Annotated in this window: 17 protein-coding genes; 5 read left to right on the top strand and 12 right to left on the bottom strand. The window is 60.1% G+C overall.

Features of this window, described 5'->3' with window-relative positions; genetic code table 11:
• Positions 1-18 precede the first annotated feature (18 nt).
• Entirely contained in the window at positions 19-681 is a 663-nt protein-coding gene (locus MSL71_RS04405; RefSeq protein ID WP_180137434.1) for a response regulator transcription factor, read from the bottom strand.
• 492 nt (positions 682-1173) lie between these two features.
• Between MSL71_RS04405 and MSL71_RS04400 the strand changes: the two genes are divergently transcribed.
• Positions 1174-1896, top strand: coding sequence for a hypothetical protein (locus MSL71_RS04400; protein ID WP_180137433.1), 723 nt, complete (start codon positions 1174-1176; stop codon positions 1894-1896).
• Positions 1897-1975: 79 nt separating this feature from the next.
• On the opposite strand, the gene MSL71_RS04395 is transcribed toward MSL71_RS04400, so the two are convergent.
• The 6 genes from MSL71_RS04395 to MSL71_RS04370 form a co-directional block, all read right to left on the bottom strand.
• On the bottom strand, positions 1976-2461 hold the full coding sequence (locus MSL71_RS04395) for a hypothetical protein (protein ID WP_180137432.1): 486 nt from the start codon (positions 2459-2461) through the stop codon (positions 1976-1978).
• 180 nt (positions 2462-2641) lie between these two features.
• On the bottom strand, positions 2642-4489 hold the full coding sequence (locus MSL71_RS04390; protein ID WP_180137431.1) for an Lnb N-terminal periplasmic domain-containing protein: 1848 nt from the start codon (positions 4487-4489) through the stop codon (positions 2642-2644).
• A gap of 64 nt (positions 4490-4553) precedes the next feature.
• Positions 4554-5018, bottom strand: a complete 465-nt coding sequence (locus MSL71_RS04385; protein ID WP_180137430.1) for a DUF3015 family protein — start codon at positions 5016-5018, stop codon at positions 4554-4556.
• 270 nt (positions 5019-5288) lie between these two features.
• Positions 5289-7028 carry a VWA domain-containing protein gene (locus MSL71_RS04380; protein WP_180137429.1) on the bottom strand — a complete coding sequence of 580 codons (1740 nt, stop codon included), beginning with the start codon at positions 7026-7028 and terminating at the stop codon, positions 5289-5291.
• 142 nt (positions 7029-7170) lie between these two features.
• Positions 7171-8589, bottom strand: a complete 1419-nt coding sequence (locus MSL71_RS04375) for an MFS transporter (protein ID WP_180137428.1) — start codon at positions 8587-8589, stop codon at positions 7171-7173.
• A gap of 135 nt (positions 8590-8724) precedes the next feature.
• On the bottom strand, positions 8725-9120 hold the full coding sequence (locus MSL71_RS04370; RefSeq protein WP_180137427.1) for an acyl-CoA thioesterase: 396 nt from the start codon (positions 9118-9120) through the stop codon (positions 8725-8727).
• A 566-nt stretch (positions 9121-9686) separates the two neighbouring features.
• Between MSL71_RS04370 and MSL71_RS04365 the strand changes: the two genes are divergently transcribed.
• Positions 9687-11939 (top strand): vitamin B12-dependent ribonucleotide reductase, encoded by a 2253-nt coding sequence (locus MSL71_RS04365; RefSeq protein WP_246317703.1) that lies wholly within the window; start codon positions 9687-9689, stop codon positions 11937-11939.
• A 703-nt stretch (positions 11940-12642) separates the two neighbouring features.
• On the opposite strand, the gene nadB is transcribed toward MSL71_RS04365, so the two are convergent.
• Together nadB and MSL71_RS04355 are read right to left on the bottom strand one after the other, a co-directional pair.
• A complete protein-coding gene (gene nadB / locus MSL71_RS04360) occupies positions 12643-14283 on the bottom strand; it encodes an L-aspartate oxidase (RefSeq protein ID WP_180137426.1) in 1641 nt (546 codons plus the stop codon).
• Between the two features lie 138 nt (positions 14284-14421).
• On the bottom strand, positions 14422-15054 hold the full coding sequence (locus tag MSL71_RS04355; protein WP_180137425.1) for a TIGR04211 family SH3 domain-containing protein: 633 nt from the start codon (positions 15052-15054) through the stop codon (positions 14422-14424).
• Between the two features lie 444 nt (positions 15055-15498).
• On the opposite strand from MSL71_RS04355, the gene MSL71_RS04350 reads away from it, so the two are divergent.
• Complete coding sequence (locus tag MSL71_RS04350; protein WP_180137424.1) at positions 15499-15927, top strand: DUF1178 family protein; 429 nt, start codon at positions 15499-15501, stop codon at positions 15925-15927.
• Positions 15928-16067: 140 nt separating this feature from the next.
• Here MSL71_RS04350 and recD2 read toward each other — a convergent pair whose 3' ends face one another.
• Genes recD2 through MSL71_RS26640 form a run of 3 tightly spaced genes read right to left on the bottom strand, consistent with a single transcriptional unit; the run spans position 16068 to position 19540 of the window.
• The gene (gene recD2, locus MSL71_RS04345) at positions 16068-18245 is read right to left on the bottom strand and encodes an SF1B family DNA helicase RecD2 (protein ID WP_180137423.1); all 2178 of its coding nucleotides are present in this window, start codon (positions 18243-18245) and stop codon (positions 16068-16070) included.
• Between the two features lie 12 nt (positions 18246-18257).
• Positions 18258-18818, bottom strand: a complete 561-nt coding sequence (gmhB, locus tag MSL71_RS04340; RefSeq protein ID WP_180137422.1) for a D-glycero-beta-D-manno-heptose 1,7-bisphosphate 7-phosphatase — start codon at positions 18816-18818, stop codon at positions 18258-18260.
• Positions 18819-18829: 11 nt separating this feature from the next.
• Complete coding sequence (locus MSL71_RS26640; protein WP_180137421.1) at positions 18830-19540, bottom strand: septal ring lytic transglycosylase RlpA family protein; 711 nt, start codon at positions 19538-19540, stop codon at positions 18830-18832.
• A gap of 430 nt (positions 19541-19970) precedes the next feature.
• On the opposite strand from MSL71_RS26640, the gene MSL71_RS04330 reads away from it, so the two are divergent.
• Both MSL71_RS04330 and MSL71_RS04325 read left to right on the top strand, forming a co-directional pair.
• Positions 19971-20825: a D-alanyl-D-alanine carboxypeptidase family protein gene (locus tag MSL71_RS04330; protein WP_180137420.1), complete on the top strand. Its 855-nt coding sequence runs from the start codon at positions 19971-19973 to the stop codon at positions 20823-20825.
• Positions 20819-22225, top strand: coding sequence for a M14 family metallopeptidase (locus tag MSL71_RS04325; protein WP_180137419.1), 1407 nt, complete (start codon positions 20819-20821; stop codon positions 22223-22225). Before MSL71_RS04330 ends, MSL71_RS04325 begins: the two co-directional genes overlap by 7 nt.
• Positions 22226-22261 lie beyond the last annotated feature (36 nt).

Raw genomic sequence — 22261 nt, 5'->3', positions numbered from 1 at the left:
CGCGTTGCCCTGTGCGAATCACGCTTCGGAGCCGTCGGTACGGGTGAGCCTGTACCCCCGCCCCCATTTGCTCACAATGGCAAGGGGGGTGCCTGCCTGGGTGAGCTTTTTCCGGATGTGGGAGATGTAGGTCCTCAGGGCTCCTTTGGAGGTCTCCAGGCCTGCGGTGCCCCAGACCGCCTCAATGAGTTCGTCCGAGGGGACATAGGTGTCGAATCGGAGGCGGAGGCGGTGAAGGAGGCGGTGCTCGATGGGGGTGAAGTCGATGTCGAGGGCGGCGGCACCGGGAAGTGCTTCGTCGTTCTTTGCGGTGGCGAGCTCCGGGGTGCGCCTCAGGACACACTCCAGTCGTGCCGCCAGCTCCGCAATGTCAAAGGGCTTTCGGATGTAGTCCTCGGCCCCCGATTTCAGGGAGCGCACCACGGATTCGGGAAGGGACTTGCTGCTGACCATGACAAAGGGGATGTCGTGGCTCTGCAGGTGAGCCGTGATCTTGTGGCCGTCTCCGTCCGGCAGGAGGATGTCCACCAGGGCCAGGGAGACAGGGGTTTCGTGGATGGTCCGGACAGCCTCCCTGCACCCCTCGGCGTGCAGGACGGTGTACGAGGTACCCAATTGCTCAATGGCGTGCTTGATGAGGATAAAGTCCGTCTGTTCGTCTTCGACAACAAGTATATTCATGGAAACCGCTTTGTCCGATCCTTGCCTCAGCTCATTCACCACCATGGCCCTTCTGTGCCGAGGAAACGGTGTGCCAGGAGTAATGCATTGTTCCTTCATGACTCATGCTTTTGGACGGCGCACGGCGTACCTGTCCGAAATGATTCGTTGCGTCATCTTTTTAGCAAAATAATCATAGCTTATATGACAAAAAGAAGTGCCGAGTCAATCGCCAATAAAGGCTCTGTGTATTGCGTTTGAGTACTTTTTTTGGCCTTCTTTTAACTTTTTTTACTGAAGAACCGCATGTATATATCCGGCGGAGTGATGTTGCCCCCGGCAGATGATTGGTCCCTGGTTATACCCCGTTTTATCCAGAGGCAACGGGCAGGCAGGTAGACGGGGAACGGTTTCTCGTGAAGGGCCCTCAGGTGGGAGAGGCCGCGGATGAATGTCTTATTTTTGGGATTTCGGAGGTTTGTTGTGGAAAAAGGCTGCAGGAGATGGAAGGGCATGGCCACGGTACTGGTGGCTCTGGTGGCAGGCACAATGTTGACGGGCTGCGCGTCCACCTGGGTCCAGAAGGACGCGGACTGGATGGATAAAAAGCATGTTCCCGTCCTTGTGGGGCACTACAAGGTGAGCAGCGACGGCGGGGCCGATGTCATCGACCTGGCCAAGCAGGTGGCCGGGGGAGACTCCTTTGGCACCCTGGGGATGGATACGTACAAGGAGATGAAAAAGGCCCTGGAACCCTTTGGGTTTGATCTCAAGACTGATAAGCGCAGGGCAAAAAAACTCGATCGCATCAAGGATTACAAGACCGGAAACAGCCAGGTGGACGCCCTGCTTTCGAGCCTCACCTGCGAGTGGGTCCACCCGGCCACCTCCAACCGTGAGTTCCACCACATCATGGCCGGGACCTCCCTGCGCAAAAAGGTGGTCAACGAGCTCAAGGGCAAAAACAGGAAGGAGGCCTTCCTGTCTGCCAACCTCAAGATCGAGGATCAGGACCAGTACCTTCTCTTCAAGCGTTATCGGGTCATTCTGGGGATTCAGATTCTGGACCAGAAAGGGGATGCCGTGTTCCAGGCCAAGGCCGAAGGGTTTACCACCCTTTCGTTTCTGCGAAACCCCTGGAGCGAGAAGCGGATCCAGAAGGCCCTGGCCGACGGGCTGGCCAAAATGCAGACCGTGGAAGTCAAGCCCAAGGTGTCCATGTTCACGACCCTGTAAGGGGGGAGGAAACAGCCCGGATCGGGCCGCGTGAATTGACGGGGGGGGGATGCGCGTAAACGTGCGTTCCCCCCTTTTTTTATATCTGCTTTCGGCCGCCGAAGACCAGCTTGCCGCCCAGGGAACCCGCACGGATGGTGGGGATCAGCAGAAGGAGGTAGGCTGCGACAAGGGCTTTTGCCGAACCGGTGAGCCGGTGCACGTTCACCGGGTACAGGGCCTGGAAGAGAAGGATCAGGACAGCACCTGCAAGGACCAGGGCGCTGCAGACAAGCTTGGTGCGGAACAGGGCGGTGGTGGCTCCCTTGTACCGGTGTTGCCACGAAGCGATGCCGGTGAGGATGACCCCCGGCATGGACAGAGCAATGACAACCAGGTTCACGTAGGCCGCAAAGACAAGGGCCTGGATATGAAAGAGGCAGCCTGCGGCCATGAATATTCCGGCCACCGGCACCATGCCGTTGGGAATATGCACGGCAATGGGGTGGAGCTGATAGCGGTCGTTTTGCCTGTAGAGGGCAAGGAGCCACGCTGGCCTGGGGCTGCGACGGGTGTGTGGTTTCATGGGCGCACCGGTGTGGGGTAAATGGATGGTAAACGGTTGATTTTTTACTCTACCATGGAATCCCGAAGGATCGCAACGTGTTGCCGGTGTTGACGCCGGGTGGCGGCCGGCAGTTAAAGGTACGGCCCCACTGTTCAGTTGCCTCCGGCGTCCCTGCCGGAGGCAACGTCCCCTTCTGGCCTAAAAATAACGATGCCAGGAGAGGCTGGTCTCCCAGGCATGCTGGCTCTCGACGTCGGTGCGGGAGATCGAGAGGCCGATGCGGTTGTTGCGGTTTACCGTGAGGTTGGTTTCAAAGGCCGCGTGGGTTTCGGTGGTGTCGTCGGGCATGCGCCGGGTGATGTTGCCGGAAAGAAGCATGCGCCATCGCTCCGTGGGGGAGAAGAGGAGCCCCGTGCGGAGCCCGGGCCCTACAGAGATCCCTTTGTCCAGGCCCTTGGAGGCGAGGAGTTCGGCTTCGGGCAGGATGAAAAAGAGGCTGTCGTCTGAAAGGTTCCATGTCATGCCCGTTGCGGCACGCAGGGAGTAGGCGCCTTTCATGTCCCCCGCTTCGGTCATCCGTTTTTCATACCCGGCGTGGAAGGTCCATGAGAGGGGCCGGATAAAGGGGTTGCGGGGGGACAGGGAGAGGATGTCCAGGACGGTGAAGGCTTCCAGGTCCAGCTCGTTGTCTTCGTTGTCGTAGCGGACCCGGGTGTGCAGGAATTCGATCTGGACGCCTTCGCGCCGGGTGTAGTCGGTGGTGAGCAGGTTGGTGAAGGCCGGGGTAAAGGCGAGCTCTTCAAAGCTGTCCCCGTCACGGACCCCGAAGGTGGCGGAGACACGTGACGCATCATGGCCCGTGGTGGGCTCGGGGGGCGCGGGCACGGCCTTTTCTTCGGGGCTTCCCTTGCCCAGGGTCTTGCGTGCCTTGAGGGTCCCAAGGAACCTGGGCCTGAACTCCTCCTGGGAGAGTTTTTTCTTGGCGCGCCTGTAGCGGGTGACGTCGGTGACAAGGTCCAGGGTGACACGCTTGGTGCGATCGGGAAGCTCCATGGCGAGAAAGTCCGTCGGGGGCAGGGTGCCGTCACTGAGGTTTTGTGCGAGGCGTACCTCGTCTTTGGAGAGGCGTCTTACGCCGGCCTGGATGCGGCTTCCCAGGGAGGGTCGGTATCTGGCTTCGGAGATGAGGCCCGCTTTCTGCATGGCCTTGATGGTGTCGATGGGGATGACGGTGAGCCCTTTTTCATGGGTGAGGGAGAGGCCGGGCCGGGCCGTTTCCAGCAGGAACTGGAGCATGTAGGAGCAGTTTTTGTCAAAGAAATAGTAGTAGCTGTAGCTCTCCTTCAGCTCAAGGATATGAAGGACCATGCGCCGGGTCTCTTCCGGGGTGAGGGTCAGGGGATACTCCCAGATGTCCCGCTGTGCCATGTCCCCGTACTCCTGGATTTTTTTGTAATAGGGGAGGATGGCATAATACCCCTTGAAGGAGCCGACGATGCCTTTGAACATGTAGGTGATGGGGTTCTGGCTGTCGGGCAGGGCCGCGTAGTTCACGGCGTCGGCCAGCACCGGGGCCTGGTAGTCGGTCTCGATGGTCAGAAAGGTGTGCCCGAACATGGAGGCCGGGTTGTTGAGATGGTAGGTGGGAAAGATCAGGGTGGCCGATGAGGGACGGAGCCTTGCGGCCTCCTCGCATACCAGGGGCGGGGTATCCAGGACATCGGACAGCTGGTCGTATACCCAGGTGTATCGGGCGATGAATCGGCACAGGGGGACGTCGCCGGGGGCCTCTCCTGTGAAAAACGTGCGGATCAGGGCGGTGAGTTCTGCGTCGGCATCGGTCTTTCCCGTCTCTGCCAGGAAGAAGGCGGGGTCGTCTATGTAGCTCCGGTACGGGGTCAGGCCCACGGGGCAGTGGAGCAGGGTCCGCCAGTAGGGGTTCTCGGAGAGCTTGCGTTCGCGGGCGATGCGCACGAGTGCTTCCGTGCCTGCGTCCGGGGGCTCGGCGAATAGCGGGGCCGGGACCAGTGCGATACAAAGCAGCAAAAAAGCCCCCGCCAGCCGGCAATACCATGCCGAAAGGCGGGGGCAATTCCATGCGGATGTTGTGCTAGATCTGAGCAAGAACGCCTCGGATGGACTGAGACACAGCAGCGTGCTCAACGTCGACGGTGGGGTAGATGGTGTCGAAGTTTGCCTGGAGGGCCTGGCATGCAGCGGCCTTTTCAGAACCGGATACCTGGGCAATTTCCATCAGGGCGTCGAGGCTCTCGCCGTTGCCGGAGGCGATGTCAACAGCCAGGCTGTCCATGTTGTCGGCCACAAACGCGTCCATGCGCTCGTTGCTGACGAAGCTCTCGGGCTTGTCACAACCCAGGGTTCCGGAGGAGATACCGAAGGTCTGGTTTCCGCTGGTACCGTTGAGGGAGGTACCGAGGATGTTCCAGGCAAGACCGGTTTTTTCGCCGATGAGTTCTTTGCCGAGGCCGCAACCGCAGTTTTCGCTGACGGTGGACGCATAGGAGGTGCCGGCAACCAGCAGCAGGGCACCCAGGGCTACAATACACTTCTTCATGACATTTCCTTTCAACTAATCAATACATTATAATACGTTCACCGATGATTGTCTCCTGGTGAAGACCCAGTTCACCCTTTAGGAGCGGTGTACAGGTTTTACGAGGAATCCTTGATCATCAATGAAGTATACATACATAGTAAATTATTTATCAGGATTCTATGAAATAAATCACATCCGTGAAAAAATCTTGCGAGACGTGCCATGGCGCGATTCGCTGTTGATATCGCGCATCGCGCCATGTGTTGTGTTTCCTGTGGGATCCCGGTGTCAATCCCAGGCCGACGGAAGAAGGGAGGTGTCCATGAGAATTCTGGTGGCGGAGAGGACCTCTCCGGTTTCCACGCGAACGAGGCGAACGATGACATCGACCCTGGATCCCGAGGTGACGACACGCCCGGCCATGAGCAGCTCGGCGCCGGTGAGGCGCCCTGCCCTTGCCGCGGTCTCTTCGTCCACGAACCCGGAAAGTCCCAGGGTGATCTCATCCGCAATGGCCGAGGTGTTGTCCCTCTCCACCACGGTGAAGAGGGGGTGGCGGGTGGCGGCAATGAGAAGAGCCGAGGTGAGGTAGGACGCGTCCGGGCCGGAGAGTTCCGAGGCCAGGGGGAGCACGGCGGTGGCCGGTTTTCCCGACAGGGAGATGGCCGCGTAATCCGCCAGCTGTCCCACGGCCTTTTCAAAGAGTTCGGCTGTGACCTCATCGGGCTTCTGGCTGCCGGCAACTCCTTCGAAGTACTCCCCGTGTGTCTCGTCGGGCTGGGCCACAAGGTGGTTCAACTCGTTTCGGGCGATGTTGATGATAACGGCTTCAAGCTTGTCTGAGGTGAAGTTGGCCCCGGTGTGGTGGCTGACGCTCCCAGGAGCGCCGCCGTCGCTTTCCCCCCTCTCCCCGTACGTGAGGAAAATGTAAGCCCCGCCCGTGAGCTGGGAGAGCTGCCTCAGCACATACTCCCCGGCAAGGGAGAGCCCGCCGGTGCCCACGGAGAAAATTTTGATGCCCTTTTCCCGGGCGGTGTGGGCCGCATCCATGTAAGTGAAGGCGTGGTCGTAATCAAGGTGGGGCGGCGCGTCGGTGACGGCAAAGGCCAGGCGGATGCCAGCCTCGTTCCAGTCCATCTCGTCGATTCCTTTTTGCAGGGCGCTTTCCAGGTCTTCCGGGGTGTCGCCTCCCCCTCCGGCCCGCACGCGGGACAACCGCTGCCTGAACGCTTCCAAGTCGGTGGTAAAGGGGATCGTTCTGGTGACGTACTCATCGCCTGCGTCCCGATACATCACCATGCCGTATCGGATCAGCGGGCGCACGGAGAGCTGAGAAAGGTTGAGGTTGATGAGGTCGATGCTGGTTTTCAGCTGCTCGATCTCCTCGCCCATGCTGCCCGTGGTGTCCAGGATGAAAAGAAGATCCAGGGGCACGGCCGCGGGAAGGGCCCTGTGGGTGTCCAGGGTGACGGTCACGTCGCGTCGTCCGCTGCGATCAAGGGAGATTTTCTTCTCCAGATCAGCGTAGCGAAGGGTGGCCGTCAGGGTTTGTGCCGTGCCTGCGTACAGGGCGGGGTATGTGCGGAAGATCCCGTCTGCGGTGGTTTTCCCGGTTTCCACCGTCTTGCCCCCCAGGGCAATGCGGACGGTGCAGTCCGGCAGGGTGCGCCCTTTCTGGTCCAGGACGGAAAGGGTGATGCGCTCGCTGACATCTGCGGGGATATGGGGGACCTCTTTGTAGGTCTCCAGAAAATCGAGGAAGTGGTTGAACTGCCGGTTGTCATCGGCGTAGGCGGCCTTGAGCCCGGAGGCCGAGGCCGAGGGCGCGCCTAAGCCCCGTTTCCGTACCGGGGCGCTTTTTGCCTCCCGGGTCATGACGCCTTCATCTGCGTGCATGCCGAAGGTGGGGAGGGGAGGCATGGCCTTTTCAGCCTCGACGGGCTCCGGCGGGACCGATCGGTGGTTCAGGGTCTCGGTGCATCCCCAGAAAAGGAGCATGAGACAAAGAAGGGGGGCAAGTCGTTTCATGGGCGATCTCCTGGTGTGAGCCGTCAGGCGTTCTCGTGAAATATCCGGGCCGGGGCTTCAAGGCGTCCCCACCTTACCGGCAGTGAAGACGCAGCTTACACGGCTGGTTTTCAATCCGTCTATGTGCTGGATCACACCGGGGTCACCTGGCCGGAGTGTCCGGCCCCCGTAGCCAGGCCAGAAGGCTGCCCAGGGCTGCTGTGGCTGCGCCGCAGAAGAGGGCGTAGCGGAAGGCCGTGAGAAAGGGGCCCTGCAGTGCCTGGGTGTAGGTGGAGAGCCCGTTGGCCCCGGACAGGGCCGTGTAGGTGTGGTTAAAGACCGCCCCTGCAAGGGCCACACCCGTGACCATGCCCAGGTTCCGTGCGGCACCCACCACGCTGCTGGCCACGCCCCGTCGGGGAGCGGGCACCGAGCTCATGATGGTGGTGTTGTTCGGAGGAAGGAAAAGGGCCACGCCAAAGCCGGCCAGGGCCAGCTTGAACGCAATGGGGGGAAAGGCCGTGACCTCCGTGGGCCAGGCCAGCAGGGCCAGGGCCAGACTGAGGATGCCCATGCCCAGGACACAGAGGATCCGCGAGCCCATGCGATCGGCCAGGGCGCCGGAAAAGGGGGGCACCACAAAGAGCAGGGCAAAGGGAATCGTCATGACGGTGCCCACCTGGGCTTCGGAGTAGCCCATGGGAAAGAGCAGGTAAAAGGGCATGAGAAAGACCATGGTGAACAGGGCCGTATAAAGGGTGATGGCCGAGAGCACCGGCAGCCGGAAGATGCGCTCCTTAAAAAGGCTGGGATCCATGACCGGGTGGGCGGTCCGGTTTTCGTGGGCCACGAAGACCAGGGCCAGGGCAATGGCTGTGCCGGTGAGGCCAAGGACCCGGAAGGATGTGTAGCCCCAGGCGTGGGCGTGGGTGAGGCCGGTGAAGAGCGCCCCGCAGGACAGGGCGATGAGCAGGCCACCGGGCAGGTCAAAGGGCTCGTCGCGCCGGGTGTCGGCCTCGGAACCCTTGAGGATACGCGCGGCCAGAACCGCCACGGTGAGCCCCACGGGGATGTTGACGGCAAAGATCATCCGCCACGAAAAATGGGTGAGAATAAATCCGCCCACGGCAGGGCCCGAGGTAAGGCCTGCTGCCACCACCGTGGCGATGCTGCCTAAAGCCTTGCCACGCTCGTTTTCCGGAAAGGCGTCCACGATGAGGGCCTGGCTGCAGGACATGATCATGGCCGCCCCCGTGCCCTGGAGGGCCCGGGCGGCGATGAGGGCACCCACGGACGGGGAGAGGGCGCAGAGCAGGGAGGAGAGGGTAAAAAGGCCGTGGCCCCCCACCAGGACCATGCGGCGCCCCACAATGTCGCTCAGCCGCCCGAAACTCAGGATCAGGGAGGTAAAGGCGATGAGGTAGATGAGCACCACCCATTCGATGGTGACCATGGTGGTGTTCAGCCTGCCCATGAGGGTGGGCAGGGCCACGTTGACAATGCTGGAATCCAGGGTGGACATGAAGCTGCCCGTGGTGACCAGCGCGAAAACCGTCCATTTTCCGGGGGAATGCTCTTTCATTGCGGCTCATTTATCCATTGCGTAAACAGGTGGCGACGGGGCGTCCGCCCCTGGGAGGGCGTTACGCGGCGGCATAAGAACAAAACACACAAGACCAATGCCTCCGGCGGCTCTGCCGGAGGCTTGTTTGGGTCTTTACGCGGCAAAGGGGGCCAGCATCTCTCTAATGTCCCCTTCCACGGGCAGGGCGCGGCCTTCGGGACCGGCGATGACAAAGGTGACATCGGCCTCCACCACGGGGGTGGCCGTGCCTTTTTTGGTCATGGTCTGCCTGAGGGTGCAGCTCTTGCCCCCGAAGCGGGTGATGCGGCTGTCGATCTCCAGGGTGTCCCCCAGGGTGGCGGGGCTCTGGTAGCTGATGTTGATGTTCACGACAAAAAAGGAGTACCCCTTAGCCGCCAGGTTGCCCAGGTGTTCCTCAAAAAGGGCCCATCGGGCTTCTTCGATGAATTCGAGGTAGCGTGCGTTGTTGACGTGGCCGTACAGGTCCAGGTGATAGCCCCTGACTTTGATCTCGGTGTGGTTTTTCATGTGGCTCTCCGTTGGCGTGGCGGGGGGCTGGGCTGCCTGAATCCGGGATTCGGCAAAGGGGAAAGGCCATGGCCGATACCTCTTGCCTGGGTGGGCGTTCAAGGCCTCGTTACGATGGCGGATTGCATCGTCTGGAGCGGTTGTGTACCGCGTGTCTTCCCTGTCATGGTCCCGATCCCCTTACCGTCAGTCATGGTTGTGTTGTCTCGGTAAACTCAGAACGATAGCAGCCGACCAAAACCATGTCAATGCCGCTATATGCTGCGTAAATTGATCTTGACGCCACTATATCTTGTGCTAAAATGGCGTTTAGAGCAGTTGAGCCCATCCAGAGACAGCCGGTGTTCCCGGAGGCGTTTTCCTGACAACACCCATCCAGTAAAAAAAAAAGCGGGTTGCGGCCCATGGGAGAGAAAAAAGAGAGGTGATTCTCTTTGATTCTCCTGCCTGCTCGGGTGTCCGGTGTGTTGGTTCCCCCCATGGGGTTCCGACTCCTTTCAGGTGACACCGGGGGGAACATACATGATAAAATTCGGTTGAGATGACCTGTGAATAACGGAGAGAAGATGACAGCGACAACGCGAGAGGGAATCATGAAAGAGAGCGGTATGTTGAAAATATCGGACAATACACGAACGGTCCTTGAGAGACGGTACCTGAAAAAGGATCCCGCCGGGAATCTTGAGGAGACGCCCGAAGAGCTTTTCCAGCGCGTGGCAAGCTGTATTGCCGAGGCAGAAGGATACTACGAGGACGGTCTTGATCCCTCGGAGGTTGCCGAGGCGTTTTACCGTGTGATGACGGAGTTCAAATTTCTGCCCAACTCCCCCACCCTGATGAACGCAGGCAATGATCTGGGGCAGCTGGCGGCCTGCTTTGTGCTGCCCGTGGACGACAGCCTTGAGGGGATCTTCGATGCGGTGAAGAATGCGGCCCTGATCCACAAGTCCGGCGGTGGCACGGGCTTCTCCTTTTCGCGGCTCAGGGCCAAGAACTGCCGGGTGGGCTCCACCGGGGGCGTGGCCTCGGGGCCGGTCTCCTTTATGAAGATTTTCAACACCGCCACCGAGCAGGTGAAGCAGGGGGGCACCCGGCGGGGGGCCAACATGGCCATTTTGCGGGTGGATCATCCCGATATCCTGGAGTTCATCGGCTGCAAAGAGGACAACGAAGCCCTGAACAACTTCAACATCTCCGTGGGGGTCACCGACGCCTTTATGCAGGCGGTGCGCCAGGGGGAGGCCTATGACCTCATCGATCCCCGCAACGGAGAGCCCCGGGGCTCTTTGGACGCCCGCACCGTCTACGAGACCCTCATCCATCAGGCCTGGTTCAACGGGGACCCCGGCATCGTCTTTCTGGACCGCATCAACCGGGACAACCCCACCCCGGAGATCGGGGAGATCGAGTCCACCAACCCGTGCGGGGAGCAGCCCCTGCTGCCCATGGAGGCGTGCAACCTGGGGTCTGTGAACCTCTCCCGGTGCGTGGCGGTCCAGGGAGGCAAAACGCGGGTGGATTACGAGGCCCTCAAGGAGACCGTCTGGCTTGCCGTACGCTTTTTGGACGACACCATTGAGATGAGCCGCTACCCCCTTGCCGCCATCGACGAGATGGTCAAGGGCAACCGGAAAATCGGGCTGGGGGTCATGGGCTTTGCCGATCTTCTGTTCATGATGGGAATTCCCTACAACTCGGACGAGGCCGTGGCCCTGGCGGAAAAGGTCATGGGCTTTGTCCAGGCCGAAGCCCACGAGGCCTCCAGGCACCTGGCCGTCTCCCGGGGGGCCTTTCCCAACATCGACAAGAGCGTCTTCAAAGGGGATGAGGCCCGGGCGTACCGCAACGCCACCTGCACCACCATCGCCCCCACCGGGACCTTAAGCATCATCGCAGGGTGCTCCAGCGGCATCGAGCCGGTGTTTGCCCTCTCCTTTGTGCGGCGGGTGATGGACGGAGACGAACTGGTGGAGGTGAACCCCCTGTTCGAAGCCACGGCGCGAGCCCGGGGTTTTTACAGCGACGAGCTCATGGCCCGCATCGCCAAGGTCGGCACCATCGCTCACATGGAGGAGATCCCCGAGGATGTAAGGGCCGTGTTCGTCACCGCCCACGACGTCTCCCCGGAGTGGCACATCCGCATGCAGGCGGCCTTCCAGAACCACACGGACAACGCCGTTTCCAAAACCGTGAACCTGCCCAGGCAGGCCAGCGAAGACGAGGTGCGGGACATCTACGACATGGCCTTTGACCTCTGCTGCAAAGGGGTCACCATCTACCGGGACGGAAGCAAGGAAAACCAGGTCCTCTCCGTCTCCGACGCCAAAAAAGAGGCGGCCCCGGCCGAGCCCTCCCACAGGGTGCTGGAGCGTCCCGAGATCCTGGAAGGTTTCACCTCCAAGATCGGCACCGGCATGGGCCAGCTCTACGTCACCGTCACCGAGATGGACGGCCGCCCCTTTGAGGTGTTTGCCACCATCGGTAAGTCCGGCAAATCCACCACGGCCAAGACCGAAGCCATCGGACGGCTCATCTCCCTGGCCCTTCGCTCCGGGGTGGACGTCTCCGAGATCATCCACCAGGTGAAAGGCATCGGCGGCGAGCACGCCGTGTTCCAGAAAGGGGGCCGGGTTCTCTCCATCCCCGATGCCATCGGCCGGGTGCTGGAGAAACGCTACCTCAAAGGCAAAGGCCCGGCAAACGGCGTCAAGGTGGAGCCCTCCCTCATCGACGACCCCTGCCCGGACTGCGGCGGCGCCATGGCCCACGAAGAAGGGTGCGTCACTTGCCATCTCTGCGGGTACACCAAGTGCGGGTGATGGGTTGAAAGTGTAAAAGCCAAAAGCGCGCCTCCGGCGGCGAGGTGAGCCACCTCGAAAGCTTATTGCGTATGCGCATTTTCCTTCGTTCCTCAGGAAAATGCGCATACGCCTTCGGCTCGGGCTTCGCCCGACATAAACGCAGATGATTTGTGCGGGCGGCATCACATGCTTCGACGTAAGAGGATACGATGTCGTTGCTTGTACGGGGGCTGGCGGAGTCCTCGGGGGAAAGCGCACCCCTATGAGAGTGTGACGCGTTGCCGACGGTGCAGGGGATGTGAGGTAGGGTGCGCTTGCGCACCGCCGAAGGATCGTAACGGTCATGAAGCCCCATGCACGGGTGACCTTCACGCAGCATAGACATGGCAAAAGGCGTCGGTTTTCCGAACAGATGGTGCGCAAGCACACCCTGCAGAATGTCAGGCAACAGGCTGTTAAGTCATTTTTACGAATCAGACACAAAAGGGCCATGGAGTTGATCTCCATGGCCCTTTTTATCTTTTGGCCACCTTGCCGCCGGAGGCGCTTTTATGAAAAAAACTCCGTAAAAAATATCCCCAATGGACCGAAAAAGTCGAACCTATTTCGGCGAAGCCTGGAACGACTTGCTTAAGGCCTGTTTGTCAAACTTTTCAAAGGTTTGGCCCCCGGCAGGGCCGCCGGAGGCTTGTTTGAGCTGAACAGTTACGTTGTTCCTGTCTTATATGTTGGTGAGGGTGCGTTTCAGCACGGTCTCCCGCAGCCATGCGGCGTCGTTTTTCTCGGGGCAGTTGATGGTGTAGTGGAGCCCCCGGGATTCGCGCCTTTTCATGGCGCTTCGGATGATGAGCTCGGCCACCACGGCGATGTTCCTCAGTTCGATGAGGTCGGCGGTGACGCGGAAGTTCCAGTAGTACTCCCGGATCTCGCTCTGGATGTTTTCGATGCGGTTCAGGGCCCGGGAGAGGCGCTTGTCCGACCGCACCACGCCCACATAGTTCCACATGAAGCGGCGGATTTCGTCCCAGTTGGTGGTGAGAAGGCTCACCTCGTCGCTGTCGGTGGCGCCCACGTCGTCCCAGCGGGGGAGCTGAACGTCCGATGCCTTCCAGGCCCTGGCGTCTTCGATGGCACTGGCCGCGGCGTTGTGGGCGTAGACCAGGGCTTCCAGAAGGGAGTTGCTGGCCAGGCGGTTGGCGCCGTGGAGGCCCGTGCAGGCCGTTTCTCCGATGGCGTAGAGGTGCTTGATGTCGCTGCGCCCGTCCAGGTCGGTGGCCACCCCGCCGCACATGTAGTGGGCGGCGGGCACCACCGGGATGGGGTCTTTGGTCATGTCGAAGCCGAACTTCAGACCCTGTCGCCAGAGGTTGGGGAAGCGTTTTTTGACAAAGGCGGGGTCCTTGTGGGAGATGTCCAGAAACACCGAGTCGGCCCCGCTGGTTTTAAGCTCGGAGTCGATGGCCCGGGAGACCTTGTCCCGGCAGGCCAGGTCCTTCAAGGGGTCGTACTTCTCCATGAAGCATTCGCCCTTTTCGTTTTTCAGCACGGCCCCTTCCCCGCGCACGGCCTCGGAGATGAGGAAGTTCTTGGCCTCCGGGTGGTAAAGGCAGGTGGGGTGAAACTGCATGAACTCCATGTTGGCCACGGAGGCCCCTGCCCGCCAGGCCATGGCAATGCCGTCGCCTGTGGCCACGTCCGGGTTGCTGGTGTAGAGGTAGACCTTGCCCGAGCCCCCGCAGGCCAGGACCGTCACCTTGGCGGCGATGGTTTTGACGGTGTCGGCGGCCTTGTCCAGGACGTAGGCCCCGCAGCAGGTGGTATCCCGGGTGGTGGTGATCATCCCGCTTTTGACCCGGGTGGAGACGGTGATGAGGTCGATGGCGATGTGCTCTTCCAGGAGGGTGATGGCGGGGGTGGCGCGGACCTGCTCCACCAGGGCGCGTTCGATCTCCCGGCCGGTCATGTCCTCTGCGTGGAGGACCCGCTTTTCCGAGTGACCCCCTTCGCGACCCAGGTCGTAGTCGGTGCCGGGCGCCCTGTGGGCATCGTCGTCGCAGAGGCTGAACTTGACCCCGAGGTCGATGAGCTCCTTGACGCGTTCGGGGCCCTGGGTGACCACCATGTCCACCACATCCCGGTTGCAGAGGCCGTCCCCGGCGTCAAGGGTGTCTTTGATGTGAAGGTCAAAGGAGTCGATGTCGCTCTGGACGGCGGCCACGCCCCCTTGGGCGTAAGCGGTGTTGCTTTCGGAGACCGCCTTTTTGGTAACGACGGTGACGGTGCCGTGTTCGGCGACTTTCAGGGCGAAGGTGAGTCCGGCGACGCCGGACCCGATAACGAGAAAATCAGACGTGATGTTCATAAAGGCCTCGGTAACGATGAAAATCGTGACGCTGTGCGATGCGTGTTATCCGGGCACGGCCGGCAGAGGCCCCATGACATCTTTATTAAAAGGGGCGGTCCCGCAGCGGGCAGTCCCGGGCGGGACGCATCCCCTACATTAATAATATGAACTTCTCTTCTTTCGGGAGCTGGAGCCGATGATAAAGCCCACGAGCAGGACTCCGGCTCCGGCCAGGAACCAGATCATGTTCTTCTTGGCCAGGCGGTCGTTTAAGATGTCCGCCTTTTTGGAGAGGTTGGCCAGCTGGTTCTTGGTCTCCTTGTAGTCCTCTTCCAGCTGCAGGAAGTTGCCGGATTTCTTTTTGAGTTCCTGATACGCCTGGCCGGATTCGGTGGCGCGTTTTTCCGTGTCGGTCAGGTTCTTTTTCAGCTCGTTGTTCTCTTTCTTCAGCTCTGCCAGCTGGCCCTTCAGCTCGGTGCGGGATTTGAGGACCCGGTCGTGCTTGGCCTGGAGCTTGTCAAGGAGCACCCCTTTGGTGGGGGTGGGGACCAGCCACTGGGTCAGTACCCAGCCTTCGGCCTCTCCGTCCACGGTGACACGGGTCCACTTCTCCCCATCCTCGACGACCTCCACGGCCGTGCCCGAGGGCAGTCCCCTCAGGATGCTGTACTCGGTCCCCGGGCCGCCGCGAAAGGTCGCGTTGATACGGTCGGTGATGTACAGGGTTTGGGCTGCGGCCGGTGCCGCGGAAAAGAGCAGACAAGCTGTAATGAGAGCTTTGATTTTCATGGTTGACTCCTGCGCGTTGGGCCCCTGGATCAAGAGCACGTGAGGGGCATTGGAACGGGACCTTCGGAAAGTGACGTTGTGCCCCTTTCCGGGTTCATGGTTCGGATAGGCGTTCCGGTGTTGTCAATATTTAAGGGGCCCGGAAAGGTGCATGGGCGCAACCCGCCTTTTCCGTTCCCCTGGTGAACCGTTGAAGCGGTCCAGATGGACATCCCAATTTAACTAAAACATTATCTCCCGTGGCGATGGCGTATCGTCATCTGGGCGGTGTGGTTCCCACCCCTCGGGATGGTTTACCATATACAAACTCACCGCCCCATTGGAAGGAAAAAATCACTGTTTACCCATGGTTCAAGTATGGTATGTATACCCGTTCCATGACGGCCGGATTCCGCGTAAACCCTATATTTGATCATTAGCGATCCCATCGATACCGGTGATAGTATGATAGCCTTTGACCTGCAGTGTGCCAACGGACATACCTTTGAAGGGTGGTTCGACGACAAGACAGCCTTTGAAGACCAGCAGAAACAGGGGCTGGTTACCTGTCCCTTTTGCGACAACAGAAACGTGTTTATCGTTCCCAGCACCTTTGCCATCCCCAAGGCGGTGAACGCCCCGTCGGGTCCCCGGCAGAGCAGCGGCCTTGCCGTGGGAGACGTCAGCGCCAAGATCGTGGAGTTCATGGAGCAGAACTTTGACGACGTGGGGGCCAACTTTGCCAAGGAAGCCCTGAAAATCCACTACGGCGTTTCCGAGCCCCGGAACATCCGGGGGGTGAGTTCCCCGGAAGAGGAAAAAGTCCTCGAAAAAGAGGGTGTCCCCCTGTTCAAGGTCCCCCTTCCCGCCAAGAAAGGCACCGAAGACGCCTAGCATGATACATGCTTCTGCTTCTTGGATTATTTCTTTTTTGACTCCAACGATTCACAATCACCGGTGATGAGCCTGAGCCAGAGCCGCGAAGGCGAAAGAGCATTCCCTGGTCGCCGGAGGCATGCTTTTTTTGACCGGTTCTAGGACATCCCGGCCAGGCGTCGGTCCAGGTGGGAGCAGCGCATGTTGGGCCGGTTGTTGGACAGGGCGATCTCCACGGCGCGCCGGGTGCCGATAAGGATCACCAGCTCTTTGCCCCGGGTCATGGCCGTGTAGAGGAGGTTCCTCTGCAACAGCGGGTAGTGCTGGGTGGTAACGGGCACCACCACGGCAGGGTACTCCGATCCCTGTGATTTGTGGACGCTGATGGCGTAGGCCAGGGTCAGCTCGTCCAGCTCTTCGGTCTCATAGGCCACCTTCCTTCCCTCGTAATTCACCTTCAGGGTCTTCTCTTTTTTGTTCACCTCGCAGATGATCCCGATATCCCCGTTAAAGACCTCTTTTTCGTAGTTGTTTTTCAGGTGCATCACCTTGTCGCCTTCGCGGAAGGTGCGCCCGAGGGACTGGAGGGCATCTCCGGTTTCGTTCAGGGCTTCCTGCAGGGCCACGTTGAGGCTGATGGTCCCCACGTCCCCTTTGTGCATGGGGGTGAGCACCTGGATCTCCTCCAGGGGCGTGTAGCCGTAGGTGGCCGGGATCCGCTTGGCGCAGAGTTCCACCACCCGCTGCATCACCTTCACCGGGTCACCGGTTTCAATGAAGTAAAACTCCGAAGGCCCCTTGCCTTCTTCCGGGTTGGCATCGGGGAACTCCCCGGTGCGGACCTTGTGGGCGTTCATGACGATGGGGCTCTCCTGGGCCTGGCGGAAAATGCGGGTGAGGGCATAGGTCTTGAGGCGGTCCGAGGCGATGAGGTCCGACAGGACGTTGCCCGGCCCCACCGAGGGGAGCTGGAAGATATCCCCCACAAAGACCACGGTGGCCTCAACGGGTACGGCGTCCAGGAAGCGGTGCATCAACAGGGTGTCCACCATGGAGACCTCGTCGATGATGAAGACGTCGCCGGAAAGGGGCTTGTCCCGGTTGTGCTCGAAGGCACCGGTGGCATAGTCGTATTTCAGGAGCTTGTGCAGGGTGGACGCTTTTTTATCGGTGACCTCGGTTATGCGCCGGGCGGCCCGGCCTGTGGGGGCTGCCATGACGGTCTCGTGGTTCAGGTGGTCGCACAGGGCCGCGATGGAGCGTACCAGGGTGGTCTTTCCCGTGCCCGGGCCCCCGGTGATGACGGCCACACGGTGGCAGAGGATCTCCTCCAGGGTTTCGAGCTGCTCGTCGGAGAGCTTGATGGCCAGGCGCGACAGCACCGTCTCCAGGATCTCCTCCCGGGTGATGGCGGGGGCCTCTTCGGGCATGGAGAGCATCATGGCCAGGCGCCGGGCAATGCCCTCTTCGGCCCGGAAGAGCTCTTTGGGGTAGACGGCCTGGATGGCTTCGCCGTTCCGTTCCAGGGGCTCTGAAATAACGCGTCCCTTGGCCTTGAGCTCTTCCAGGGCCGCGGTGAGGGGCTCGTGTTCCATGTGGTGCTGCTCCATGCAGCGGGTGATGAGGCTGCCTGCAGGGGCAAAGACATGGCCGTCCGAGGTGAACTGCTCCAGCACGAAAAGGAGGCAGGCCCGGACCCTTCTTGGGTCGTCTTCGGCGATCCCCAGGGAGAGGGCCGCATGGTCCACGGTGTTAAAGTCCATGCCGTTTATGTCGAAGAGTAGAGTAAAGGGATTGTCTGTGATGCACTCGGTGGCCTTTGCCCCGTAACGCTTGTGGATGGGGGCGCATTGGGACACGGGGATGCCGTGTTCCTTTAAAAAGGCGATGAGGCGCTTGACCTCCATCTGGCGGGTGAGGGCCTCGCGCAGGCTCTCCATGGTCTTCTTGCCGAATCCCTTGAGGCCGGTGATCTTTTCCGGGCAGGTTTCGATGACGCTTAAGGTCTCGGCGCCGAATCGCTCCACCAGGGTTCGGATTTTGGGGGTGGAGAGGCCCTTGACCCCCAGGCGCTTGAGGTAGGTTTTTATCTCTTCCCCGGTTTCGGGAAAGATCAGCTCGTACTCGCTGATGCGGAACTGATCGCCGAAACGCTGGTGTTTCTCCCAGGTGCCGGACAGGCGCAGCCGGTCCTCCAGGTCGATGCCCGCAAGGGTCCCCACCACCGTGATGGTGACCCCGGTGTCGTCGGTGACAAGGTCAGCAATGGTGTAGCTGTTGTCTTCGTTTCGGTAGCGGATGCGTTTGATGCGTCCGGACAGGGTGATGGTGTTCATGGATCTGCCTTGCTACGAGCCCAAGGTGTCTAAGACCCAGCGGACCGCGTCGAAGAGGGTGTCTGCCACATGGTCGGGGCGCTGGCCTTCGGCGTCCAGTGCGGCCAGGGCCTTGTCGGGGGTTCCGGTTCGCACCAGCACGGTGGCGGCACACCCGGCGGCTTTGCCGCAGAGGATGTCCTTGGCGCTGTCCCCGATCATCGCCGAGGAGGCGGGGTCGATGCCGTGGGTGTTGCAGGCGTCGTGGATGAGCCCGGGCTTGGGTTTCCGGCAGGCGCAGCCGTCGTCCGGGGTGTGAGGACAGAAAAAGATACCGTCCACCGAGCCCCCGGCTGCTTCAATGCCCGCTGTCATCTTGTCAAAGATGGCCGAGAGGGTCTTTCGGGTGACCCAGCCCCGTCCGATGACGGACTGGTTGGTGATGACCATGGCCGAGAGGCCGTGGGCCTTCAAGAGGGCAAAGGCTTCGGGGCTTCGGGGAAGAAAGTGGAACTCGTCCACGGTTTTGATGTAGTGGGGGGAGTCCTGGTTGATGACTCCGTCGCGATCAATGAATACGGTGGTGATGGGCATGCGAATCTGTCCTATAGGGAGAGGATAAAGGCCTGGGTAAAGCCGTCTTCCATTAAGCGGAGCTTCAGGTCCACGGCGGCTTCCCTGTTGAGGAGGCGTCCCACCACCACCCGGTTGAGGCCGTCTGGCCCCTCCATGGTTTTGACGGGAAGAAGGCTGTACCGGTCGGCAAGGCGGGCCGCGTGGGTCTCAGCATTGCTTCGGTTGCTGAAGGCGCCGACCTGAACACCGAAATCACCCCGGGTCAGGGGCTTGGCCGCAGCGGTTTTTTTGGGCTTCAGTGCCGTGACGCGCACCTTGGCCGTGCCGGTGCCCACCATGCCGATGGCATGGGCAGCTTTGTTGGAGAGGTCGATAATCCGCTTGCCCACAAAGGGGCCGCGGTCGTTGATTTTCAAGGTGACGGCTTTGCCGTTGCCCAGGTGCTTTACCCGGACCATGGTGCCCAGGGGGAGGGTCTTGTGGGCGGCGGTCATGGCGTGCATGTCGTAGGTCTCGCCACTTGCCGTGGGCTTGCCGTGGAACTTGGGGCCGTACCAGGAGGCGATGCCCACCTCGTCGTACCCGTCGGCCGTTGCCAGGGGTTGGTACCATTTGCCCAGGACTTTGTAGGGACGGGGAGCGCCTGCGGTCCGCGCGGGCTGTTTGGTGGCACATGCCGAGGTCAGCAGGAGGAGCGCTGCAAGGAACAGGGTGAGAAGAGCGTGTTCGGTGCGGTTCATATGGTGACTCCTTGGAGATTCGGAACGTGTTGGAAACCGTGTGGTTGTGTCGGGCACTGGGGCGTGCGGGAAAATCTTTTTTCCCATGGGAGGTGTGCCTGCCCGGGCTTTTATCTCAGAAGGGTCATATCACAGGTTTATACCCGGGGGAAGAAGACAGGGGCAGGCCCCGGCCGGAAAGGAAAAAACGGCGATGCGGCCAAGCCGGAAAAAATGAAGCGAAATCCGTGTGTGCGAATGCTGAATTTCATGTGGCATGACGGCATGCAAAGGGCCCCAGGTTTCGACTGGATTTTCTTGTGGCAGGTTTGATCCGGGTGACGTGTTATGGTAGGTTGATACGCAATTATACACTGTCGGCAAAGGCTGTGAGGCGGGCTGAAACATGGTGCGCCGGCAGTGATACTAACGTTTTATTTTTCTGGTGATTATGAACAGAAGAGATTTTTTGAGGCTTGCTGCCGCAGGTACCCTTGGGTCCATGGTCCCGTCACCGGCTTACGCTGCGTGGATGTCCGTGTTCAAAGACGAGGTGCAGCCCATCGATGACCGGTACATCAAGGATTACCTGAATAAGATTGAGAATTTTGACGAAAAGCACACCGAAGATATCTTTCTCCGTGCCGACCAGAAAGTGACCCTCAAAAGCGCCCTGAGTCGCCTGAAACGTATCCAACGCATCGTGGGGCACGGTCACTTTGCCCTGCTGAGCTTCGATGGTGCCGTTAAAACAGCCAAAGCCTACACCAGCGTGGGGCGGTTTACCAAGAAGGAGCTGGACTTCATGGAGATGATCTTCTATGAGGACAGCTTTCTCTACGGGTTCATGGGGGACAAGCCCCTGAAGAATCTCACCGACACCATTGACGAACCCAAGGCCGTCAAGATCCCTTACACGGGAAACTACCTGTACAAGGGGCTCCCCCTTGAGATGTACAAGAAAATCAAAAAAGACATCGGTGATGACGTAATCCTCACCTCGGGCCTGCGAAGCGTCACCAAGCAGTTCATGCTCTTTTTGAGCAAAGCCCACAGCAACGACGGCAACCTCTCCCTGGCCTCCCGCTCCCTTGCTCCCCCGGGATACTCCTTCCACGGCGTCGGCGATTTTGATGTGGGCCAGGTGGGGTTCGGGGTGCTCAATTTTACGGAAAAATTCACGGACACCCCCATCTACAAAAAACTCGAAGACCTGGGCTACATCAAACTCCGGTACAGCAAAGGGAATTACCTCGGGGTCCGTTTTGAACCATGGCATATTAAGGTAAAGTTGCAATCATGCTGAGATTCATCGCACTAGTCGTTTGCGCCATCGTATCAACGTCGGCGGCCTTTGCATCGTCCCTGGAGTTTTCCGTTCATAAGATGGAGTCCGGGGTTCCCGGAAACACGATCCTCATTGTGGGGGGCATCCAGGGCGACGAGCCGGGGGGCTTTAACGCAGCGTCCATCATCACCACCCATTATACCATCACCTCCGGCAGCGTCTGGGTGGTTCCCAACCTCAATTTTCTCAGCATCATCAAGCGCTCCAGGGGCGTGTACGGGGACCTGAACCGCAAGTTCGCCGACATCAAGGAGAGCGACCCGGAATACGGCACCATCGAAAAGATCAAGAAACTCATCTTGAACGATGAGGTGGACCTGGTGCTGAACCTCCATGACGGAAGCGGGTTTTACCGGGACACGTACATCGACCGGCTCCACAACCCCAACCGCTGGGGGCAGTGCGTCATCGCGGATCAGGATGCCCTGGAGGGGGTCCGGTTCGGCAACCTCTCGGAGATGGCGACCCGAACAGTTGAAAAGGTCAACAATACCCTCCTCGACCCGTCCCACACCTACACCTTCATGAACACCCGAACCCGTGAGGGCAACGTGGAGATGGCCAAGACCCTCACCTACTTTACCATCCGCAACAACAAGCCTGCCTTCGGCATCGAGGCCAGCAAGTCGCTGCCCACCCATGAGCGGGCGTATTACCACATCCGTGCCATCGAGTCCTTTTTCAAGGAACTCGACATCACCTTCCAGAGGCGCTTTGACCTGACCTCTGCCGGGGTGAAGCACGCCATCAACGGCAACGTGAGCTTTGCCCTCAACGACAAGCGCATCGTGTTAGACGTCAAAAACGCCCGGAACAACCTGCGGTACATCCCCTTGAAAAAAGAGAACCCCATGGAGTTCTCGCCGAGCAATCCCCTCATGGCCGCCGTGGACACCGGCCAGGGCGTTCGGATCTATTACGGAAACAGGCGCGTTACCTGGCTGCACCCGGAGTATTTCGAGTACGACACCTCGGTTGATTCCGTTCAGATGACCGTGGACGGGGTGAGCAGGCAGGTGGCCTTCGGGGAGATTGTCCCGGTGCGGGAGGAGTTCACTGTGGATCCCACCTCCGGGCTGAGGGTCAACGTCATCGGCTTTACCCAGAAGAATATCCGCAACGAATCCGGGATTCCCATCTCCCAGCGCAACATCCAGCGCCGTTTTTCCGTGGACAAGGCGGGCATGCTCTACCGGGTGGAGTTCTACAACCAGGAGAAGTTCTCCGGCATGGTCCTGGTGGATTTTTCCAAGGAGGCCCTGGCCAGGCAGGAAAAGGACCGGGGCCCGGGATCTTCCGAAAAACTCGTGGGAGAACTCGACGACGGGACCGCTCCCCATGATGCCCATGGCGTGTAACCACAGATGAGCCTGCGGGGCCCTGCATGGGGTGCT

Origin of the sequence: Desulfoluna butyratoxydans (assembly GCF_900699765.1) — a bacterium.
GTDB classification, from domain to species: domain Bacteria; phylum Desulfobacterota; class Desulfobacteria; order Desulfobacterales; family Desulfolunaceae; genus Desulfoluna; species Desulfoluna butyratoxydans.
This window is presented reverse-complemented; position numbering and strand designations above follow the sequence as displayed.

What these genes read in the sequence shown, in the direction of transcription:
- MSL71_RS04405 (WP_180137434.1), bottom strand. Translation starts at nt 681, where the DNA reads ATGAATATACTTGTTGTCGAAGACGAACAGACGGACTTTATCCTCATC.
- MSL71_RS04400 (WP_180137433.1), top strand. Translation starts at nt 1,174, where the DNA reads ATGGCCACGGTACTGGTGGCTCTGGTGGCAGGCACAATGTTGACGGGC.
- MSL71_RS04395 (WP_180137432.1), bottom strand. Translation starts at nt 2,461, where the DNA reads ATGAAACCACACACCCGTCGCAGCCCCAGGCCAGCGTGGCTCCTTGCC.
- MSL71_RS04385 (WP_180137430.1), bottom strand. Translation starts at nt 5,018, where the DNA reads ATGAAGAAGTGTATTGTAGCCCTGGGTGCCCTGCTGCTGGTTGCCGGC.
- MSL71_RS04380 (WP_180137429.1), bottom strand. Translation starts at nt 7,028, where the DNA reads ATGAAACGACTTGCCCCCCTTCTTTGTCTCATGCTCCTTTTCTGGGGA.
- MSL71_RS04375 (WP_180137428.1), bottom strand. Translation starts at nt 8,589, where the DNA reads ATGAAAGAGCATTCCCCCGGAAAATGGACGGTTTTCGCGCTGGTCACC.
- MSL71_RS04370 (WP_180137427.1), bottom strand. Translation starts at nt 9,120, where the DNA reads ATGAAAAACCACACCGAGATCAAAGTCAGGGGCTATCACCTGGACCTG.
- MSL71_RS04365 (WP_246317703.1), top strand. Translation starts at nt 9,687, where the DNA reads ATGACAGCGACAACGCGAGAGGGAATCATGAAAGAGAGCGGTATGTTG.
- nadB (WP_180137426.1), bottom strand. Translation starts at nt 14,283, where the DNA reads ATGAACATCACGTCTGATTTTCTCGTTATCGGGTCCGGCGTCGCCGGA.
- MSL71_RS04355 (WP_180137425.1), bottom strand. Translation starts at nt 15,054, where the DNA reads ATGAAAATCAAAGCTCTCATTACAGCTTGTCTGCTCTTTTCCGCGGCA.
- MSL71_RS04350 (WP_180137424.1), top strand. Translation starts at nt 15,499, where the DNA reads ATGATAGCCTTTGACCTGCAGTGTGCCAACGGACATACCTTTGAAGGG.
- recD2 (WP_180137423.1), bottom strand. Translation starts at nt 18,245, where the DNA reads ATGAACACCATCACCCTGTCCGGACGCATCAAACGCATCCGCTACCGA.
- gmhB (WP_180137422.1), bottom strand. Translation starts at nt 18,818, where the DNA reads ATGCCCATCACCACCGTATTCATTGATCGCGACGGAGTCATCAACCAG.
- MSL71_RS26640 (WP_180137421.1), bottom strand. Translation starts at nt 19,540, where the DNA reads ATGAACCGCACCGAACACGCTCTTCTCACCCTGTTCCTTGCAGCGCTC.
- MSL71_RS04330 (WP_180137420.1), top strand. Translation starts at nt 19,971, where the DNA reads ATGAACAGAAGAGATTTTTTGAGGCTTGCTGCCGCAGGTACCCTTGGG.
- MSL71_RS04325 (WP_180137419.1), top strand. Translation starts at nt 20,819, where the DNA reads ATGCTGAGATTCATCGCACTAGTCGTTTGCGCCATCGTATCAACGTCG.